The sequence below is a fragment of the Gracilimonas sp. genome, from assembly GCF_031581265.1.
Classification (GTDB): domain Bacteria; phylum Bacteroidota; class Rhodothermia; order Balneolales; family Balneolaceae; genus Gracilimonas.
Window position 1 is genome coordinate 33,577 of record NZ_JAVLBQ010000003.1, and the last position, 19,173, is coordinate 52,749.

The 19,173-nt window shown below is 41.5% G+C and carries 20 protein-coding genes; 13 read left to right on the plus strand and 7 right to left on the minus strand.

From position 1 onward, the window contains the following. Nucleotides 1-50 precede the first annotated feature (50 nt). The 3 genes from RI561_RS02125 to RI561_RS02135 all read right to left on the minus strand — a co-directional run bounded on the left by RI561_RS02125 (nucleotide 51) and on the right by RI561_RS02135 (nucleotide 3,251). On the minus strand, nucleotides 51-1,973 hold the full coding sequence (locus RI561_RS02125; protein WP_395078567.1) for a fumarate reductase/succinate dehydrogenase flavoprotein subunit: 1,923 nt from the start codon (nucleotides 1,971-1,973) through the stop codon (nucleotides 51-53). Between the two features lie 122 nt (nucleotides 1,974-2,095). Next, the gene (locus RI561_RS02130) at nucleotides 2,096-2,503 is read right to left on the minus strand and encodes a GxxExxY protein (protein WP_395078568.1); all 408 of its coding nucleotides are present in this window, start codon (nucleotides 2,501-2,503) and stop codon (nucleotides 2,096-2,098) included. A 40-nt stretch (nucleotides 2,504-2,543) separates the two neighbouring features. Further along, entirely contained in the window at nucleotides 2,544-3,251 is a 708-nt protein-coding gene (locus RI561_RS02135) for a succinate dehydrogenase cytochrome b subunit (RefSeq protein WP_395078569.1), read from the minus strand. A gap of 438 nt (nucleotides 3,252-3,689) precedes the next feature. Between RI561_RS02135 and RI561_RS02140 the strand changes: the two genes are divergently transcribed. From RI561_RS02140 to coaBC, 11 genes are all read left to right on the plus strand, one after another. Continuing rightward, a complete protein-coding gene (locus RI561_RS02140; protein WP_395078570.1) occupies nucleotides 3,690-4,241 on the plus strand; it encodes a hypothetical protein in 552 nt (183 codons plus the stop codon). A 393-nt stretch (nucleotides 4,242-4,634) separates the two neighbouring features. Next, entirely contained in the window at nucleotides 4,635-5,828 is a 1,194-nt protein-coding gene (locus RI561_RS02145) for a 6-bladed beta-propeller (protein ID WP_395078571.1), read from the plus strand. Nucleotides 5,829-5,893: 65 nt separating this feature from the next. Continuing rightward, nucleotides 5,894-6,502: an IMPACT family protein gene (locus RI561_RS02150; protein WP_395078572.1), complete on the plus strand. Its 609-nt coding sequence runs from the start codon at nucleotides 5,894-5,896 to the stop codon at nucleotides 6,500-6,502. 78 nt (nucleotides 6,503-6,580) lie between these two features. Further along, nucleotides 6,581-7,132, plus strand: coding sequence for a cob(I)yrinic acid a,c-diamide adenosyltransferase (locus RI561_RS02155; protein ID WP_395078573.1), 552 nt, complete (start codon nucleotides 6,581-6,583; stop codon nucleotides 7,130-7,132). A gap of 27 nt (nucleotides 7,133-7,159) precedes the next feature. Beyond that, a complete protein-coding gene (glmM, locus tag RI561_RS02160) occupies nucleotides 7,160-8,509 on the plus strand; it encodes a phosphoglucosamine mutase (RefSeq protein ID WP_395078574.1) in 1,350 nt (449 codons plus the stop codon). A gap of 149 nt (nucleotides 8,510-8,658) precedes the next feature. After that, nucleotides 8,659-10,572, plus strand: a complete 1,914-nt coding sequence (ftsH, locus tag RI561_RS02165; RefSeq protein WP_395078575.1) for an ATP-dependent zinc metalloprotease FtsH — start codon at nucleotides 8,659-8,661, stop codon at nucleotides 10,570-10,572. Nucleotides 10,573-10,644: 72 nt separating this feature from the next. After that, the gene (msrB, locus tag RI561_RS02170) at nucleotides 10,645-11,094 is read left to right on the plus strand and encodes a peptide-methionine (R)-S-oxide reductase MsrB (RefSeq protein WP_395078660.1); all 450 of its coding nucleotides are present in this window, start codon (nucleotides 10,645-10,647) and stop codon (nucleotides 11,092-11,094) included. Between the two features lie 73 nt (nucleotides 11,095-11,167). Next, entirely contained in the window at nucleotides 11,168-12,049 is an 882-nt protein-coding gene (locus tag RI561_RS02175) for a YicC/YloC family endoribonuclease (protein ID WP_395078576.1), read from the plus strand. Between the two features lie 80 nt (nucleotides 12,050-12,129). Next, nucleotides 12,130-12,705 carry a guanylate kinase gene (gene gmk, locus RI561_RS02180; RefSeq protein ID WP_395078577.1) on the plus strand — a complete coding sequence of 192 codons (576 nt, stop codon included), beginning with the start codon at nucleotides 12,130-12,132 and terminating at the stop codon, nucleotides 12,703-12,705. 8 nt (nucleotides 12,706-12,713) lie between these two features. Beyond that, on the plus strand, nucleotides 12,714-13,007 hold the full coding sequence (locus tag RI561_RS02185) for a DNA-directed RNA polymerase subunit omega (RefSeq protein WP_395078578.1): 294 nt from the start codon (nucleotides 12,714-12,716) through the stop codon (nucleotides 13,005-13,007). A gap of 2 nt (nucleotides 13,008-13,009) precedes the next feature. Beyond that, complete coding sequence (coaBC, locus tag RI561_RS02190; protein ID WP_395078579.1) at nucleotides 13,010-14,197, plus strand: bifunctional phosphopantothenoylcysteine decarboxylase/phosphopantothenate--cysteine ligase CoaBC; 1,188 nt, start codon at nucleotides 13,010-13,012, stop codon at nucleotides 14,195-14,197. A gap of 134 nt (nucleotides 14,198-14,331) precedes the next feature. Here the strand turns inward: coaBC and RI561_RS02195 are convergent, their stop codons facing one another. Next, complete coding sequence (locus tag RI561_RS02195) at nucleotides 14,332-15,480, minus strand: hypothetical protein (protein ID WP_395078580.1); 1,149 nt, start codon at nucleotides 15,478-15,480, stop codon at nucleotides 14,332-14,334. A gap of 73 nt (nucleotides 15,481-15,553) precedes the next feature. On the opposite strand from RI561_RS02195, the gene RI561_RS02200 reads away from it, so the two are divergent. Beyond that, a complete protein-coding gene (locus RI561_RS02200) occupies nucleotides 15,554-15,991 on the plus strand; it encodes a hypothetical protein (RefSeq protein ID WP_395078581.1) in 438 nt (145 codons plus the stop codon). Between the two features lie 2 nt (nucleotides 15,992-15,993). Then, nucleotides 15,994-16,851 (plus strand): esterase/lipase family protein, encoded by an 858-nt coding sequence (locus tag RI561_RS02205; RefSeq protein ID WP_395078582.1) that lies wholly within the window; start codon nucleotides 15,994-15,996, stop codon nucleotides 16,849-16,851. 263 nt (nucleotides 16,852-17,114) lie between these two features. Here RI561_RS02205 and surE read toward each other — a convergent pair whose 3' ends face one another. The 3 genes from surE to fabZ are packed head-to-tail and all read right to left on the minus strand — an operon-like array spanning nucleotide 17,115 to nucleotide 19,152. Then, nucleotides 17,115-17,891, minus strand: coding sequence for a 5'/3'-nucleotidase SurE (gene surE / locus RI561_RS02210; RefSeq protein ID WP_395078583.1), 777 nt, complete (start codon nucleotides 17,889-17,891; stop codon nucleotides 17,115-17,117). Continuing rightward, nucleotides 17,888-18,718: a 3-methyl-2-oxobutanoate hydroxymethyltransferase gene (panB, locus tag RI561_RS02215; protein WP_395078584.1), complete on the minus strand. Its 831-nt coding sequence runs from the start codon at nucleotides 18,716-18,718 to the stop codon at nucleotides 17,888-17,890. The genes surE and panB overlap by 4 nt, the downstream gene beginning before the upstream one ends. Further along, complete coding sequence (fabZ, locus tag RI561_RS02220; protein ID WP_395078585.1) at nucleotides 18,715-19,152, minus strand: 3-hydroxyacyl-ACP dehydratase FabZ; 438 nt, start codon at nucleotides 19,150-19,152, stop codon at nucleotides 18,715-18,717. Before fabZ ends, panB begins: the two co-directional genes overlap by 4 nt. Nucleotides 19,153-19,173 lie beyond the last annotated feature (21 nt).

The window sequence follows — 19,173 nt, forward strand, 5'->3', positions numbered from 1 at the left end:
ATCTCCCTTGCTCCGCACGCTCTGCGTCAGAGCAAATACTTTCGGCTATATCATTTATAACTGCGTTGTTTTAGCTCAACGAATTCAAATTCTAAATTTTCTTTGTGAAGAGTTTCTTCGAGTTTTCCGTTCATGCCTTTGTATTCCCAAGCGGCTACATAGGAATAATCCTCATCATTTCGGAGGGCTTCTCCCTCATCGGTTTGATATTCTTCCCGGAGGTGGCACCCGGCAGATTCTTCTCTGTCCAGCGCATCCTCGGCCATTAGTTCTGCCAACTCAAAGAAATCGGCAACACGACCTGCAAACTCCAGGTATTTATTGTAATTATTTTTCTCGCCCGGCACTTTCACATTCTGCCAGAATTCTTCTCGTAACTCACGAATCTCTTCAATGGCTTGCTTCAACCCTTCTTCGTTACGGGCAATTCCGATTTTATCCCACACAATTTTTCCAAGCGAACGATGGAAGTCGATAATGGTGCGGTTACCATCCACATTTAAAAGCTTGTCGATCTGTTCCTGCGCTGAATTTTCAGCTTCTTTAAAAGCCTCATGATCGGTTCCATATCGTTTACCGGGTTCTTGTTTGGCGAGGTAATCACCAATAGTGTACGGAAGTACGAAATAGCCATCTGACAGTCCCTGCATCAACGCACTTGCGCCGAGTCGGTTTGCTCCGTGGTCAGAGAAGTTTGCTTCTCCGGCTGCATAAAGACCAGGTATTGTAGTTTGAAGATTGTAATCAACCCAAAGACCACCCATTGTATAGTGGACAGCAGGATAAATCCTCATCGGACGTTTATATGGATTTTCGCCTGTGATATTCTCATACATATCAAAGAGGTTACCATACTTGGCTGAAATCGCCTCTTCGCCGTCGCGTTTAATAGCATCACGGAAATCGAGGTAAACAGCCAAACCGGTTTCGCCTACACCGAGACCGTCATCACACACCATCTTGGCATTTCGGGAAGCCACATCCCGAGGGACTAAGTTTCCGAAAGCAGGATAGCGTTCTTCCAGATAATAATATCGTTCGTCTTCAGGAATTTCATTTGGATGACGCTCATCCCCTTTCTTGCGAGGAACCCAAACACGGCCATCGTTTCTCAAACTCTCTGACATAAGCGTCAACTTAGACTGATAATCTCCGGAAACCGGAATACAAGTGGGGTGAACCTGAACGTAGCAGGGATTGGCAAAAGCAGCACCACGCTTGTGTGCTCTCCATGCTGCCGTTACGTTTGAGTTTTTGGCATTTGTGGAAAGATAGAAAACGTTTCCATATCCACCGGTTGCAAGTACAACGGCATCAGCTTCATATCGGTTCAGTTCACCGGAAACCAAATCCCTGGTAATAATTCCACGAGCCTGACCGTCAATAACTACCACATCCAGCATCTCATGACGTGGATGATATTTGATATTTCCATTGTGGACCTGACGCATCATGGCCTGATAAGCGCCGAGCAATAATTGTTGACCGGTTTGTCCACGGGCATAAAACGTTCGCGATACCTGTGCTCCGCCAAATGACCTATTCGCTAAGTTTCCGCCATATTCACGGGCAAAAGGAACGCCCTGCGCTACGGCCTGATCAATAATTTCGTTCGATACCTGTGCCAGGCGATACACATTAGACTCACGCGAACGATAGTCGCCACCTTTAATCGTATCATAGAAAAGACGCCAGATGCTATCGCCATCATTGGGATAATTTTTAGCTGCATTTATCCCCCCCTGGGCCGCGATACTGTGGGCACGTCGGGCTGAATCCTGAATGCAGAAACTTCTCACGTTGTAGCCAAGCTCTGCAAAACTTGCAGCAGCTGCACCACCGGCTAATCCGGTTCCCACAACTATAATTTCATATTTCCGCTTGTTATTGGGCGACACCAGGTTGATGTCTTTCAGGTGTTTATCCCATTTCTCTTCTAACGGTCCGCCGGGTACTTTTGAATCTAATTTCATAGTTGTTTAATTCGCCACGAAAGCACTAAAACACTAAAGTTAATATGAACAATACGTTGCCTTCGTTTTAGGCTTCATTTTTTGTGATTTAGATTTTTCTACGTTCTGGATTTTAATCTCAATTACAGTACAAATCGTTTAATTCCTTTTCCAATGTTTCTGACATTAAAATTAATCAAATATCCAAGCCGATTTTTAGTGAGTTTCAGATGACTGATGATTTGAGCTTCCCAAACCGGATTCATCTTATCCACTGCTTTGAGTTCACAAATCACTTTATCTTCAACCAAAACATCTAACTTTAATCCTTCATCAAAAGTCAGATCATCATAAACAATCGGCACCTTAACCTGCCGCTCAGCTTTCAAGTTTCTTTTTATTATTTCATGCACAAGACAAACTTCATAAATGTGTTCGAGTAATCCGGGGCCCAACTTCCTATGAACAGTATAGGCCGCATCTACAATTTTCTCCCCGACCACTTCAAGGCGATCAGGAATTTCTTCGTAAATATCTGTTTGCCAATTCATTTAAAAAAATTTCGTGTTTTAGTGCTTTCGTGGCCCATCTTTAATAGCTAATTAAACTACCTTCTCCGCCTGTAAGGTAGATATACAGCGGTATGAAGATGAAGCCTAACATCAGCACTATTGCAAAGATATAAGCTCCGATCTGAACTTTTTTTGAAGTTTGATTGTGCTTCATTCCCAATGATGTGAACGCACTCCATGCTCCATGGGCGAGGTGCAAAATAGCCAGTGAAAGTACAAAGATATACCCAAAAGCAACCAATGGCTTTTGAAATTCAGCGATAACTAAAGCTCTCAAATCACGCGCTTCTGTAGTTCCCACCGACTCAAGTGCTATAGTTTCAGTTGGCCCAAATTTAAAGTGCCAAATGTGGAATACAAGAAATACAAGAATCACAATTCCTGAAATGATCATGCTTCTGGAAGCAAGCGACTGATGGCTTGGTCCACCTTTTGATTGGTAGGTATCATATCCTTGAGAACGAGCTTTCTTTTTCTGTCTCCAGATTGATATTCCCAAAAAAGCATGATAGAGGAAAAAGAAGGCAAGACCGGCTTCAATCACATACAACAATGGACCTAAACTTTCGAGTGTGTAGGTGTACACATTAAAAGCCTGGCTTTCTCCAAATATGGTAAGGTTTCCGGCCAGGTGACCAATTAGAAAAAGCATGAGACCGATACCTGTGATTCCGGTCATAAATTTTCGGCCAACCTGAGAATTCAGAGCTTTGATAAGAGAAGGCATATTCTACGTCTTAGATAATTTCAATTTTTAATAATAACAATGACTGTGAATTCTAAGTTTCAAAATAAATTGAAAACTCTTCCACTAATGCACTGCGAGGAGAAAATCGCTTTTTCCGCTCTGAATAACAAGGCAGAATAGGTCTAAATATGATTGCAGGTTTGTGGGATTTCTATTTCGGGCATTTATTCTTTTCAGGTGATGAGTTCATATTCTTTCCACACTATGCTCCGTTAAAGTAGTTGAGTTTGGAGTGATTTTATCGAAATCAATTATTCTCTTTCAAAAATTTATTTTTCATCTACACTTTGATCTGCACGAACAGTGAATCTCTATGATTCATTTACATTATGCATTGATTTTTCATAAAAAATAAAAGTAGTTGCTTTATTCATTATTTTTTTTAGAATTTTCAAAGCAATAAAAAATCATGAGAAATTGAGTGATCGTATAAAATATTCGGTGAGTACAATATTGCTGATTTTATCAGTAATTATTTACTTCAGTTACAACTTTAAAGGAACAAATATACCTTCTGACCAAGATTCGGGAAATAACTTTACAACCTCAATTAGTATCGTTAATTCCGATATTGAAAAGCTTTTCGAAAAAATTGACCCCGACTCTTCAGGAAAAATCAATCCGGTTATAATCCTAACTATTGAAGCTTGTTATCTTTGCTTAAACAATGTTACTGAGTTCTCAGATTTACTAAGAAAAGATTCTACTTTTACAGATCCAATACTTCTTTTTATTGATGAAAATGATAATGAAGTCAACAAGTTTATTAGACTGACAGAATTGAATATTCCTTATAAAAACCTGCCTTCTTCAAAAATTAATAACCTCTTCAGTAATTTAGAACAAAACTTAATCTTTGTTGATAAATTTGAAAAGTTGGTTTTCTATAATTTCCCTATTCCCAATTCGATAATGTTACCTGAAAGTAAACTTAGGATTATAGAGCAGGCAAAAGAAACCTGGAAGTAACACTCCACTCGCTCAAAATCAATGAAACCAAATCTTAACAAAAAGATCGTGCCATGAAAAACATAAAGAAAAGTACCTTCACTCTCTTTTTTTCTATCATAGCATTTGCTCTTACAAGTGCATTTACTTTAACTCCAGATAATCTAAATTATGTAGAATCTGACTGTTGGTGTTGTACATGTAGAGCAGAGGGGAATTGCCTTGAAGCAATTTTCTGTGGAATGACTATCTGCCCAGATCCAGCTAGTTGCGATTTATCAGGAGATTTATGTGGTCCTGATTGTGGTCCTGATTATCATTAGTAACGGTAATTGAAAATCACAAATAATTACAAGGTTTTATTAATTCAATAAAGCCTTGTAGTTACATCTTAGTAATCACAATAACTTAATTATGCTACGTGATCAAATTATAGTCTCTTTAATTCTTCTACTATTTACAGCGTGTAATAACAAGCAGTCAAAAACAAAAACAGTTGAAAGAGCACGAACCATAGATATTGAAAGAGAACTTGTCATCGGCCTTGAAAATGAAGCAGATTCAGCTGCTCAAATTTTAGGGCAACCTGTAGGAGTAGTAACCGATAAAGAAGAAAACATATACATCGGCGATAAAGCAAGCCTGACCATCAAGGTATTTGACAAAGACGGGAACTATCTCAAAAGCTTGGGCGGACGTGGTAGAGGTCCTAATGAATTCCATGATATTAATTTTATGGGAGTTACGCCGGAAAATAACATCCTTGTACTTGACAGGGGCAATTTTAGATATACCACCATCACAAAAGAAGGAGAATATGTATCTAATTACGTTATTAAATTTGAAAATCAGTTTTATTTCAAAGATGCTGATTTTATTGATAATAAAATTATTGGATTGGCCTACTCTCAAGCATCTGCTATAGAATCCGACTATTCAGATCTTCCGAAACGAGAATTTCTCAAGATTATGAGTACAGATCTTGATGAAATAGAATATGAATTTGCCCCCTTAAGTGACCTTGAAATAGATGATACTTTTAGCTGGGTTTATACTCTTCTTTACCAGGGCAGCTTCACTTTGAATAAAGAATCAGAGATAATTTATTTCTCACCGGGGATATATACTGGTAGTATTTATTCATATAAAAAAGTGAACGATGTAGAATGGGAGTTGAATAACAAAATTGAAGGCACCTCTCCGTATTCTAATCCTTATATCCTCTATCATTCGACAGCTGAATACGAAGAAAATAGTGAGTATCCTAGTGCCCGTATGATTGGCTATTCCGGAGACTCTCACAAAGGACGTGTACATAGCATTGATGCCGGGATCCATTTTCTTCCCCAAAGAAGACAAGTTGTTCACTTTTATGGCGAATGGCGAGAAGGAGATGTTTCCATGGAAGACGGAAACCTGTTGGACCTAAGCGTACAGATATTTGATCTTGATGGAAATATAGTTGATCAGAGTTTTTTGTATTCCTTACCATACGACCGCCAACCATACTATCCTATTGTAAACTGGGTGGATGAAGAGGAAAACTTCTACATGATCGATTTTATTGATTCGACACCAGTGGTACGCCGGTTTGCTTTAGACTTATAAAAAGCTAAACAGGAATGACTTTTACCGGTGCCATTTTTACCTTGACGTAAAATAACGGGAGGTAATTGTATACCATACATAAAACATACGAATCCTCTTTCCGAGAGCGCGGCTCCAAATTCCTGGGCTATCTTTTCCCGGCTGAATCTGAGGAAGAGTTTCAGGAACAGCTCAATCAGCTTAAATCAAAATACCCTGATGCCACCCACCACTGTTGGGCGTGGCGACTGAATCCGGCTCAACCCAAAGAATTCAGCTCTGATGATGGGGAACCTTCCGGCTCGGCCGGCCTTCCGATTCTTAATCAGCTAAAATCATATGAAGTAGTGAATGTCGGAGTTGTGGTAGTCCGATATTATGGCGGTACTAAGTTGGGAAAATCAGGTTTGATAGAGGCTTATGGTCGAGGTACTCAGCTTTGTTTGGAATCAGCCCGTTTAGTCACTATTTGGCCTGTAAAAATATTCGAGATCTGCTATCCTTATCCACAGGAAAATACCATCCAAAAGCTAAAGAATGATTTTGACCTGTCAGTAATCGACTCCGATTACTTGCAAGATATACGATTGCGCGTAGCATGTGCTTTGGATAAAGCCGATGCATTTGAGCAGAATCTTTCAGGACTGGAACATCTTCATATTTCGTATGAATTTATTGAGGAATCTTTTATTTGATTGAACGGTTTTTTTGTCGCGACTTTGCACATATGCACCTTACCCATCAAACCCCTATTTTCTAAAAAAACCTTGACTATGAAAATTTATACTAAAAAAGGCGACAGCGGTAATACTTCTCTCTTTGGCGGACAACGAGTATCCAAAAGCTCCAAGCGAATTGATGCCTATGGAACTGTGGATGAATTGAATTCTATATTGGGAATGGCTACTTCATTTGGCCTCTCGGAGAAAGGATCCGAGTTACTGGAAACCATTCAGCAGCAACTGTTTGTGTTGGGTGCCGATCTTGCAACTCCGGCCTCCAAAGATGTACGGATCGAGCGAATTGGTCATAGTGAAGTAGAGTTTCTGGAGAAGGCCATTGATGAAATGGAAGAAGATCTGGAACCCCTCAAAAACTTCATTTTACCCGGTGGAGCTCAAGCCGGAGCGACACTTCATTTCGCACGCACGGTATGTAGGCGAGCTGAAAGAATTACCGTTGAATGCCGGCACGAAGAAGAAATTTCAGAAGTAGCCATCATGTATATCAATCGGCTGTCTGATTTCTTATTTGTGTTAGCTCGGTATGAGAATAAGCAAGCCGGAACAAAAGAAACCACCTGGGCACCGGACCGTTCTAAATAATTAACTAACTAAATAAAGACGAATAAAATGGCATTAATGATTTCCATATCGGGTATTCGGGGCATTTTCGGGACCGACCTCACCCCTCAGAATCTTTCAAAATTTACCGCCGCCTACGGAACATGGCTCGAAGGAGGAACAGTAGTAGTTGGTCGGGATTCTCGCGTAACCGGACAGCTTTGTGAAGATATCGTAGCTGCTACGCTGGCAAGTGTTGGATGTGATGTTGTTAAAGTTGGGATTGTCCCAACACCTACTGTAGCTATGGGGGTTTTAAAACATAAAGCAGCGGGAGGAATTATTATCTCTGCCAGCCATAATCCTGCCGAATGGAATGCCCTGAAATTATTGAACGAAAAGAGTGAGTTTTTGGATGCAGATCAAGGCAAAAAAGTAATTGAGATTTCAGAATCCGGTGAATTTGCTTATCAGTCTTTTGATAAAATAGGAACCATTACCGAAGATCCGGAAATGTTGGATGACCATATCCGGAAGATTTTGGATCTGCCCTACATCAACAAAGAAGAAATTGCTGCCAAGAATTTTTCTGTAGCTGTAGATGCTGTTAATGGAGCCGGTTCAGAAGCTTTACCAAGGCTCCTGGGAAAACTTGGAGTCAAAACAGTCCACAAATTGCATTGCACCCCAAATGGAATCTTTCCTCACAATCCCGAACCACTCCCCGAACACCTCGCCGAGATTTGTGAACTGGTAAAAGAAAAGAAGGTAGACCTGGGCGTCGTCACCGATCCGGATGCAGACCGATTGGCTTTAGTAGACGATACCGGAAAACTATTTGGTGAGGAGTACACCCAAGCCACTGCTTTTGATTTCATTCTGGGAAAGAAAGAGGGCGCTTGCGCTACCAACCTCTCTTCCTCTCGTGTTTCCGATGATGTGGCTCGTGAGCACGGACAGAAATGCTATCGCTCGGCCGTAGGAGAAATCAATGTGGTTAAAGTTATGCAGGAACAAGATGCAGTTATAGGCGGTGAAGGAAACGGCGGTGTAATCTGTCCCGATCTTCACTACGGTCGCGATGCTTTAGTTGGAACGGCTATGGTGCTTCAACATCTTGCTGAAAAAGATATGAGTGCTTCGGAATACCGAGCTTCTCTCCCGGATTACTTCATGAGTAAGAACAAAATTCAGCTTGATGAATTAGAAAAAGATGCCGATGAAGTCCTGGAAATGGTCAAAAAGCATTTTTCAAGCCTTGAACCCAACATCGTTGATGGCGTAAAAATTGATTTTGCTGAGGGATGGGTTCACCTGCGGAAATCAAATACGGAGCCTATTATTCGTATTTATTCTGAAGGTCGCTCTCCTGAAGCTGCTAAAGCTTTTGCCGGAAAAATCTTTGACTTGCTGAAATAGCTTCAGCATTATTTTTAAAGCTAAAAAAATAGCCTGCTCACTTTATCTTTAATTCGTAGATAATTAAAGAAACTAAATCGCCCTGTTTCTATGTTTTAGTTGATGTATTTAAGAGTACTTCGGTAATATTTAATTACAAAAACTTAGTTTTGCCTGAAGAAAAAAATAAACAGCAAAAACAAAACAGGAATAAGAAACTGGGCAAATGGTCCGGTAACAAAAGACCAAATTTTGGTTGGACAAGTGCACTTATCTGGCTGATACTCATCGCCCTCTTCTATAATTGGTATATGTCTTCTGGAGATGTCTTTGTAGGAGGAACTCCTGAAATTGAATATTCAGAATTTCGTTCACATCTCAATCAAGGAAATGTAGAGCGGGTTCATGTACAGGGAGATCAAATTCAGGGAGAATTTAAATCTGAACAAATTCTACAAGTTGCCGGGGATACTCTTCGGGCTGAAAGTTTTTCAACCTACATCCCTTCTTTTGGCGATGAAGATCTTTACCAACGCCTTGAAGAACAAGATGTAACCATTTCGGCTCAACCGGAATCAGAATACAGTTGGTGGTATATCCTACTTATCATACTACCTATCATTTTCTTCGTGTTTATAGGAATCATGTTCTATCAGCGGATGCGATCGCAAAGCCAGGGATTCTTCAATATTGGAAAGAGCAAAGCCAAGCTTCAGGAACCCGAAAAACAGGATACTAAATTTGACGATGTAGCCGGTCTTGATAACGCCAAAAAAGAATTGCAAGAGATCATTGAATTTCTGAAAGAACCTGATCGGTTTGAAAAAATTGGAGCAAAACTACCCAAAGGGTTATTGATGGTAGGCCCTCCCGGCACCGGGAAAACCCTTATGGCAAAAGCAGCAGCAGGAGAAGCCGATGTTCCCTTTTTCAGTATTTCGGGCTCCGACTTTATGGAAATGTTTGTGGGTGTGGGTGCAAAACGAGTCCGCGATATGTTTGATAAGGCTAAGAAGGTTGCCCCAAGCATCATTTTCATTGATGAAATTGATTCTATCGGCCGCAGGCGGGGAGCCGGTTTAGGTGGTGGTCACGACGAACGAGAACAAACCTTGAATCAATTGCTTTCGGAACTTGATGGTTTTGAACCTACCGAAAGTGTGGTAGTTATGGCAGCGACAAACCGTCCCGATATTCTGGATAAAGCCCTTTTGCGTCCCGGCCGTTTTGATCGCCAAATCACCGTTAACCTTCCCAAGCAAAAGGCGCGGCATGAAATTCTGAAAATCCATGCCCGGAATAAAAAATTACAGGATGATGTGGACCTGGAAAAAATTGCCCGCAGTACTCCCGGTTTCAGCGGCGCTGACCTTGAAAATCTATTAAATGAAGCTTCATTGTATGCAGGAAGAAACAAACGAAATAAAATTGCGATGCAAGATATTGACAAAGCGCGTGATAAAGTACTGATGGGGCTTGAAAGGGACGGTATCACCATCGATGACGATGAGAAAAAATTACTGGCTTACCATGAAGCAGGACACGCTTTAGTCGCCGCAGTATTACCCCATTCCGATCCGATACATAAAGTTACTATTATCCCTCGCGGTAAAGCTATGGGAGTAACACAGCAGCTTCCTGAAAAAGAAAAATACATCTATAAACGTGAATATTTGCTGGACCGGCTGGCTGTAATTATGGGGGGACGTGCTGCAGAGGATCTTATCTTTGAGACTTCCACCAGCGGTGCGCAAGATGACCTCAAACAAGTTGCCAAACTGTCCCGGAAAATGGTGCTGGATCTTGGGATGACCGACCGGTTTGGCCACGTTTCATTTGGAAGCGAAGAACAAGAAATTTTTCTTGGCCGCGATATGAGCCGGCAGCGGGAGTACAGCGATTCTACCGCCCGGGAAATTGATGAAGAAGTTCAGAAAATATCGAAAGAAGCATTTGAACGAGCGATTAATACACTCAAAGAAAATCGTGAAGTCTTAGATAAAGTAGCAGAATTGTTGCTCGAAAAAGAAGAACTTTCTGGTGAAGAAGTAAACGAATTACTGAAGAAAAAAGAATCAAATTGATCTCTACCTTTGAGAACGCATATAGAAAGCGATTACTTCATAGAGTATGATCACAAACAAATTTTATTGAATATGTTAACCTGGAAAGACCTAAAAAACTTTGCCAAAAACGGAAATCCCGAACCAGAAATACGCGTTGAGAAACCTGATGAAGAGTGGAAAAAAGAGCTCTCCGATGAAGAATATGCTATAACGCGATTAAAAGGAACCGAACGACCCGGCTCAAGCGATATGTGCTATAAATTTGATCCGGGCCTATATGAATGCGTTTGCTGCGGAACCACATTATTCGATGCTACCACTAAATTTGAAAGCAGCTCCGGATGGCCTTCATTCACACAACCTGTGAAAGAAAATGCTGTGAAGTACAAGATGGATACTTCTCACGGTATGGTGCGCATTGAGGCCTTATGCAATACCTGTGATGCCCACCTTGGCCATGTATTTCCAGACGGCCCGGAACCTTCCGGATTGCGCTATTGTGTTAATGCAAAGAGCTTAAGTAAAGTAGAAGAGGAGTAATATTTAATGCTTAATTTCTTATCCCACCTATACTTTCGTATTTTCTCGCTCAATTTTCATCAGCAGTAGGAATATGATTGTATCAATGACCGGCTTCGGACGTGGCGAAGCTACTGAACATGACATCAACGCAACCGTTGAGATAAAATCTCTAAACAGTCGCTACTTGGATGTAAGCACTCGATTACCGCAGCAACTTCAAGACAAAGAGCTGAAGGTTAAGGAACTGGCTCAAAAAACAATTAATCGGGGAAAGCTGAATATCACGGTTTATATATCTGAAGCAGAATCTGCAGGTCCTTCAATTTCAGTTAATGAAGAGAAAGTGAAGGGATATTCGAGAATCTTGTATAATCTTCGCTCTGTTGCCGGTATTGAAGAACCCATTACAGTACGAGACATCACACAATTCAGTGATGTATTTGTGAATAAAGAAGAGGATGAAAAAATTATAGAGCAAAAATGGGAAGTTGCTCAAAAGGCACTCAATGAAGCCCTGGAATCTTTGTTGGTGATGCGTACGCAAGAAGGAGATCAGCTTAAAAATGATCTTGTAGATCGTATCAAATTCATTGAATCAAACATGGAGATCATAACTACAAAAACAGAAGGCCGGGCTGAGGAAACACGGGACAAACTTCGCGAACGCATCAATAACTTACTGGAGGACGATTCGCTTGATCCTGAAAGATTGGAGATGGAAGTGGCTGTTTTGGTTGACAAAATGGATGTCACCGAAGAAATAGTACGATTACGTTCTCACCTTAAATTTTTCTTAGAAGCGGTAGAACAACCCGAACCCGCCGGAAGAAGGCTGAATTTCCTAACTCAGGAAATTAACCGGGAACTCAACACCATCGGTTCAAAAGCTAACGATTCTGAGATTGCCCAGTACGTTGTAAAATGCAAAGAAGCCCTTGAACAAATCCGCGAACAAGTACAAAACGTTGAATAGAATAATTCAAAATGAAAAATTTAAAATTCAAAATTCTCTTTACAATTTTGAATTTTTAATCTTGAATTTTTAATTCCAGAATGGATAGAAAAGGTAAAGTAATCATCTTAGTGGCACCCAGCGGAGGCGGAAAAACGACATTGGCACGCCGGCTTTTCAAGGAATTTGAAGACCTTAAATTTTCCGTTTCGGCAACTACACGTCCACCTCGGGAAGGCGAAGAAGACGGAAAACACTATTACTTCCTTGAAGAGGCCGATTTCAACCAAAAAATTAAAGAAAATGCTTTTCTGGAGTGGGAAGAATTCTATGGAGGAAAGAAGTATGGTACCTTGCGTTCAGAAGTTGATAAAAAACTAAATTCAGGGTATTTTGTTCTGCTTGATATTGAAGTAAAAGGTGCCGTTAACATCAAAGAGATATACGGCGATGAATGTTTGAGTTTATTCATCAAACCCCCTTCAATTGATGTATTGAAGCAGCGCTTAACGAATCGCGGAACTGAAGACAATGAAACACTTGCTCTGCGACTCCAACGTGCAAAAGAAGAACTTACTTACGCTGATCAATTTGATCAGGTAATCATTAATGATGATCTTGACACGGCCTATGAAGAAGTTAGAGAAGCCGTTCTCAAATTCATGAATAAAAACTGAGACCACATATGTCAGTAAAAACATTAGACATTGAAAAGCTAAAATTTAAAACAGGTAACAAATACGAGTTGCTTGTAATCCTTTCCAAAAGAGCCCGACAAATTGCTGCTCAGGAAAAACTGGAGCTGGATGAGAAGCTTCAATATTTCGAAGGCTTTGAAGAAGAAGACGAGTTTTCTTTTAACGAAGAGCAAGAAAACATTTCAAAAGCTTTTGAAAAATTACCACATGCCACACAACGTGCTATTGTGGAAATGGAAAATGACGATATCTACTATCGTCACCCTGATAAAGAAGACTAAATATGCTCTCCGGTAAGCGCATCATTTTAGGTGTTACCGGAGGAATTGCAGCCTATAAAGCTGCTTTCTTATTGAGAGAATTTCAAAAAGCGGGAGCTGAAGTCCGCGTCACCATGACGCCCTCGGCCACCCGCTTTGTTGGTTTAGAAACTTTTGCTTCTCTTTCCGGTCATGAGGTGGCAGTTGAAATATTTCCCGACAAACCAAATTCTGGCGACTGGACCCGTCACATAAACTGGGGCGAATGGGCTGATCTTTTTGTGATTGCTCCATGCACGGCAAACACCCTTGCCAAAATAACCACCGGCATTTCGGATAACATGCTTACCAGTACCGTGCTTGCAGCCCGGTGTCCCGTACTCCTCTGCCCTACTATGGATGGGGAAATGTATGACTCCCCCGGAGTGTCCCGAAACCTGGACAAGGTTAAAGAATTCGGATATCACATTCTGGAACCTGAATCAGGATATTTAGCAAGTGGGCTTGAGGGCAAAGGCCGTTTGCCTGAGATTGATAAAATTTTAGAGAAAGCTTCTGAGATTATTGGTTCTGTGAAAGGACCACTGGAAGGCAAAAAAGTAGTAGTTACGGCCGGTCCAACCCGTGAACATATTGACCCGGTTCGGTTTATTTCAAATCCAAGCTCCGGTAAAATGGGAGTTGCAATTGCAGAGGCGGCTCAAAGTTTGGGGGCGGATGTCACCCTGATTCACGGCCCACTTTCAATAGCCAAACCTGACGGCATTCATTCTGTTTCTATCACCAGTACCGGCGATCTTTTTGAAGTCGTAAAGGAACATGCAGATGCTGATGTCATCATTATGGCCGCTGCCGTTTCAGATTTCACCCCTGTAGAGATTCATAAAAATAAGGTGAAGAAAACCGACGCCGTGAATTCTATAGAACTTGAAAGAACGCAAGATATACTTGCTTGGCTTGGTGAACATAGAAAAGAGGGGCAAATGCTCATCGGATTTGCCATGGAAACGGAAAACCTGATCGAAAATGCGACTTCAAAACTGGAAAAGAAGAATGCTGATTACATTATAGCTAACTTACTAAATGACAAAGAGTCCGGATTTGAGGGAGATACCAACACCGTTCATTTGTTAAGCAAAGATTCTGATCAAAAATTTCAGGGCACTAAGAAGGATATTGCCATCGAGATTCTAAATTCGATATTTAGGTAGGTTTTAGAGTTGAAAGTTGAGAGTTGATAGGGTGACAGATTTAGTTCCTGCAGTACAGCCCTTCACTTCATTTTGATGAAGCCCAAATATTTGATTTGACACCTATCACTTTATCAACTCTCAACTTTCAACCCTCAATCAACCATCCACTTATACACGCGATAAGTTTTGGCAATCTCACAGCCAAAAGCTTCCAAACTTCGACGCATAATCCAATTTTTTTCACTTACGAAGCCGCCTTCCAATACTTTCAGATTCGGGTAATGCTTTCGAGTCCATTGCGCTCCTTCAATAAAAACTAAGGCCTCTAAGCCCCTCCCTCTATATTTTGGGTCGGTGCCGAACGCCAAGGGACGGAATTTTTCAGCTCTCTTTTTAAAGCCTACCATTTTTGGGAGTTGCCACCATTTCAATTTTCCGTTCGTTTTTGCAGAAATTTCATGTAAATCCGGAACACTCACCAAAAAAGAAGCAGGCTCCCCATCCACAAAAACAATGGGTGAAGTTTCGGGCATGAGTACCGGTTTCAACTTTTTAATCATTTGCTGAATGGTTTGCTCTGAAATTCCAATGAACTCTTCTTCCCTTTCTTCAATAATTTGATCACTGAATGCCCGGTTATAAACCTGGCGAATAAGCTCCCCATCCCGATATAAATTTTTCTTATCGATAGGCCGAACTTCTACATTTTCTCTGGATTTGAGCCGGTCCGTTATTTTCACCAATCGCTCCGGCAGTGGCTGATCCATTTGAAGCTGATACATGTATAAATCATCGAACTTTTCCGGGGAGGTGGATTCCATCAAATCCTCGTAATAGGTGTGGTGATAGAGCATTCCATACACATTGTGGTTATTAAAGCCATCAATTAAAATTCCCCAAAAATTATCGTTTTCCCCAAAATTAATGGGACCTCTAAATCCTGCATATCCCCTTTTTTGATGCCACTGTTTTGCAAAATCAACAATTGTTTCTGCAATTCCTGTACGGTTTTCCATCTCGATAAATCCAATCCCGCCTAATTTCGGATCATACCGCTCGTCTTTTTCGGGATCGGTAAACAGCGCAAATCTACCTACTACATGATCTTTAAATGAAACCAAAAAACGCTCGCATTCCCCGCCTTTTTCAAACCGCTCATTTTTTTTTGGATCAAAAACATTCTCAACTTCAAACCTGAATGGGGGTCGGTACCATGCATTATCTTTATACAGCCGCTCTGGAAGGCGATGAAATGCTTCTATCTGTTTTTTAGTCTTAATTTTTTGAACCTGAAAAGACATATCCTTTTTGTACAGAAGTTTATAGATTCAGGATGAAGGTAAATTTCTGAATTCAAGTTACCAAGCAATAATTATGTTCAGCAAGAAAAACGGGAAAAAAGCAATTACGGTCCTCTTGGTTTTGTCATGTGTGGTAAGCGGATTTATTCTTGCATCATCACCGGCTGAAAAACAGTATGTACTTCGATCACACAGCCAGATTGATTCTTTGATTAATCTACACTTTCAGGAGTCGCTCATTGAACCTTCACAAATCCAGACCTCTACCATTCAGATTGATACTATTTTCACCCGTAAAAATTACCAGGTTCGTGTTCCTTCCTCGTTTTCAAAAACGGTGTTTCATATTTATTTGAACAAAGATATGAGCCTGTATGAAATTGATACTCCGGCCAAAGTTCGGTTTCCATCCCGCGATATGCATATCCATTTGTACAAGCACAATACCATTTTACGGACCATTCACCTGACTACCGACACTGACCTCGACTCTCTATCCACAACCGAATAACCATGGCTTTACCCGACCGATCTACCTTACTAAAAAGATTTGAATTAAGTGAATATCCACAGCCGGATCTGCTGAAATTGAAGTACCCGGTTTTTTTGTGTCATGGGTATGGGGCCATCGGTTCGGTGATTAAATCAGGTCCTTTGCACGATCCCTGCATGGAAATTCGCGGTCACGGCGTGGTTGCTATCGCCCCGAATACCGTCCCCTATGCCCGTATCGAAACCCGTGCTGAAAACTGGGTGCGGCTCATTCACAAATTTTGTGAAGAGCATGACTATGAAAAAGTAAATGTTATTGCTCACAGTATGGGCGGACTCGATATGCGATGCGCCCTCACTAAAATGGATGTTTCAGACCGTGTTGAAAGCCTTACCACTGTTGCCACCCCGCATCACGGATCCAGTTTAGCCGATCTTGTGCTGAAAGTGCCCGAATTACTAACTGAAAAACTCAGCCTCGTTTTCGATTGGTTTGGAAACAACATGTATCCCAAAACAAAAAGTGACGCCTTGGGCTCGCTCGAACAGCTCACATGCTCTTATTTGAAAGAAATCTTTAATCCCGAACACCCCGATGTAGATGATGTGGCCTATTATTCATACAGCGCTGCAGTAGGCAAAGGCACCGAATATTCTATAAACCCAGTTTTGCGATTTCAGAATAATCACATTTTTGAAGAAGAGGGAGAAAATGATGCCTTTGTTTCCGTAGATAGCGCGAAATGGGGAAACCATCTGGAAACCGTACGACTTTCACATTTATCACAAATGCATCTTCAGATGAATAAGGAAAGTAAAAAAATCTACAACCGTTTTTGGCAAGATGTTTTAATTCGATTGGCAGATAACGGGCATTAATATTAAAAAAAACAAGGCAGTGGGTGAAAACTCATGGGGAGATAGTAGTTCTATAATTGTCATGCCGAGTGGATAAAAAGTAACAAAGGGCAGTAGTGTTCAACACGAGGCATCACAGTGGTAGATACTACTTGCCAGATCAGACTTTGAGACACTTCGCGTTATACAAGAAAACCCGATACAAACTCATTTGCTGCTCAGTGTGACAACTACAGAGTGGGGATTTATGGAATTAGTTGTCATCCCCGGAGACGTTTAATAACTCAATCTTCCTCGTTCAAACTTCTCTCATCTACATTTTCGAGCAGGTGATAAGCTGTTAAATCATATTGAATGGGAGTTACGGTGGCTTTTCCGTCATTTAACGCATGGATATCCGAATCTTTACCTTCATCCAGTAACTCAAATTTTCCGGTCAGCCAGTAATAGGCTCGGTCAAATGGATCTTTGCGGCTCTCATATTCTTCTACGTACCTACTGTCGGCCTGACGAGTCCACTTAATACTGGTAAATTCACCGGCAGGAGCGTTCACATTCAGGGTGATTCCTCGAGGGAGACCATTCTTTAATACGAACCTTATAACACGACGTGCTGCCTCCTGACATCCCCTGAGGTTGGCATCTTCATTAAAATCTGTACAACTAACCGCAATTGAGGGATATCCCAAAATAGTTCCTTCTGTTGCAGCGCTCACCGTTCCGGAATACATAATATTGATACCCGCGTTACTGCCGTGATTAATACCGCTGACTACCAAATCCGGTTTGCGATCCAATAGCTGTCCGTGCGCTAATTTCACGCAATCGGCAGGTGTTCCGTTTACAGCTTCACCCTCAAATTTATCCGCCACCGTGAATTTACTGGCGCGTAAAGGAACCTGAATGGTAATAGAATGCCCCACTGCGCTCTGTTCTTTATCCGGAGCTACGATATAAACGTCGCCAAATTCGGCGGCTACTTCTGCAAGTGCTTTGATACCGGGTGAGAAAATTCCATCGTCATTACTAACTAAAATAAAAGGTCTTTCTGATTTACTCATCCGCCGTACTGCTCGTCTTTATTAGGAAAATCTTTGTCTTTTACGTCTTTGATATAATTTTGAACTGCATTCGTCATCTCAGCATTCAGATCTGCATAGCGACGTAAAAACCGTGGGTTAAATTCTTTATTCAACCCCAACATATCGTGCGTTACTAAAACCTGACCATCACAAGAGGGACCTGCACCAATACCAATGGTAGGAATCGAAATTTCGTTGGTAACTTTTTCAGCAAGATCTGCGGGAATTTTTTCTAATACCAATGAGAAACACCCGGCTTCTTCCAGAAGTTTGGCATCGCGAATCAGATCTTCTGCTTCCTGATCTTCGGTAGCCCGAACTTTGTAGGTTCCGAATTTATAAATGCTTTGCGGGGTGAGTCCCAAGTGCCCCATTACCGGGATTCCGGCATCCACAATACGCTTGACGGTGTCAACGATATATTGTCCGCCCTCAAGTTTTACAGCATGAGCGCCGGCTTCCTTCATCATCCGTCCCGCACTGATAAGCGCCTCTTTGGTGGTAACCTGGTAACTCATGAAAGGTAAGTCTGCAATTACTAAAGCTCTGTCCACTCCTCGTACTACACAAGAGGTATGATAAATCATATGATCGAGCGTCATTGGGATGGTAGTTTCATGTCCGGCCATTACATTGCTGGCTGAATCTCCCACCAAGATAATCTCAATTCCGGCCTGATCAATAATTTGCGCCATGGTAAAATCATAAGCCGTCAGCATGGCGATTTTCTCGCCTTTGGCTTTCATATCCACCACGGTTTGGGTCGTTACTTTTACGGGTTTACCGGAAGGTTTTTGGGTACTCATATCTTCTCCCGTGGCACCAATGCCGCTGTAGCCTCAAGCTCGCAAGCTACTTTCCCCTCAACGGTAGCCTTCCCGGTCATGGTTACAAAATTTCGCTTTTTAGCGCCCAGCTCAACTTCCAGCATCAGCTGATCTCCGGGAACTACTTGTCTTCTGAACTTACACTTGTTGATCCCCGAAAAAACCATCAGGGTTTCCTGCGGATCATCAACTTGCTGGGTCATCAACATGATGGCCCCGGCTTGTGCAAGTGCTTCTACCTGTAGTACCCCGGGCATAATCGGCTGACCGGGAAAGTGGCCATTAAAAAATTCTTCGTTAGCTGTGACGTTTTTGTACGCCTTAATGCTTGCTTCTTCCACTTCCAGCACACGGTCAACCAGCAAAAACGGGTAACGGTGTGGAATAACTTTTTTGATATCTTCTATATTCATAAAACTATTTATTTGTTAGAC

Excerpts from the sequence above, each read along its gene's own strand:
- RI561_RS02125 (WP_395078567.1), bottom strand. The coding sequence starts at position 1,973 with ATGAAATTAGATTCAAAAGTACCCGGCGGACCGTTAGAAGAGAAATGG.
- RI561_RS02130 (WP_395078568.1), bottom strand. The coding sequence starts at position 2,503 with ATGAATTGGCAAACAGATATTTACGAAGAAATTCCTGATCGCCTTGAA.
- RI561_RS02135 (WP_395078569.1), bottom strand. The coding sequence starts at position 3,251 with ATGCCTTCTCTTATCAAAGCTCTGAATTCTCAGGTTGGCCGAAAATTT.
- RI561_RS02145 (WP_395078571.1), top strand. The coding sequence starts at position 4,635 with ATGCTACGTGATCAAATTATAGTCTCTTTAATTCTTCTACTATTTACA.
- RI561_RS02155 (WP_395078573.1), top strand. The coding sequence starts at position 6,581 with ATGAAAATTTATACTAAAAAAGGCGACAGCGGTAATACTTCTCTCTTT.
- glmM (WP_395078574.1), top strand. The coding sequence starts at position 7,160 with ATGGCATTAATGATTTCCATATCGGGTATTCGGGGCATTTTCGGGACC.
- msrB (WP_395078660.1), top strand. The coding sequence starts at position 10,645 with ATGTTAACCTGGAAAGACCTAAAAAACTTTGCCAAAAACGGAAATCCC.
- RI561_RS02175 (WP_395078576.1), top strand. The coding sequence starts at position 11,168 with ATGATTGTATCAATGACCGGCTTCGGACGTGGCGAAGCTACTGAACAT.
- gmk (WP_395078577.1), top strand. The coding sequence starts at position 12,130 with ATGGATAGAAAAGGTAAAGTAATCATCTTAGTGGCACCCAGCGGAGGC.
- RI561_RS02185 (WP_395078578.1), top strand. The coding sequence starts at position 12,714 with ATGTCAGTAAAAACATTAGACATTGAAAAGCTAAAATTTAAAACAGGT.
- coaBC (WP_395078579.1), top strand. The coding sequence starts at position 13,010 with ATGCTCTCCGGTAAGCGCATCATTTTAGGTGTTACCGGAGGAATTGCA.
- RI561_RS02195 (WP_395078580.1), bottom strand. The coding sequence starts at position 15,480 with ATGTCTTTTCAGGTTCAAAAAATTAAGACTAAAAAACAGATAGAAGCA.
- RI561_RS02200 (WP_395078581.1), top strand. The coding sequence starts at position 15,554 with ATGTTCAGCAAGAAAAACGGGAAAAAAGCAATTACGGTCCTCTTGGTT.
- RI561_RS02205 (WP_395078582.1), top strand. The coding sequence starts at position 15,994 with ATGGCTTTACCCGACCGATCTACCTTACTAAAAAGATTTGAATTAAGT.
- surE (WP_395078583.1), bottom strand. The coding sequence starts at position 17,891 with ATGAGTAAATCAGAAAGACCTTTTATTTTAGTTAGTAATGACGATGGA.
- panB (WP_395078584.1), bottom strand. The coding sequence starts at position 18,718 with ATGAGTACCCAAAAACCTTCCGGTAAACCCGTAAAAGTAACGACCCAA.
- fabZ (WP_395078585.1), bottom strand. The coding sequence starts at position 19,152 with ATGAATATAGAAGATATCAAAAAAGTTATTCCACACCGTTACCCGTTT.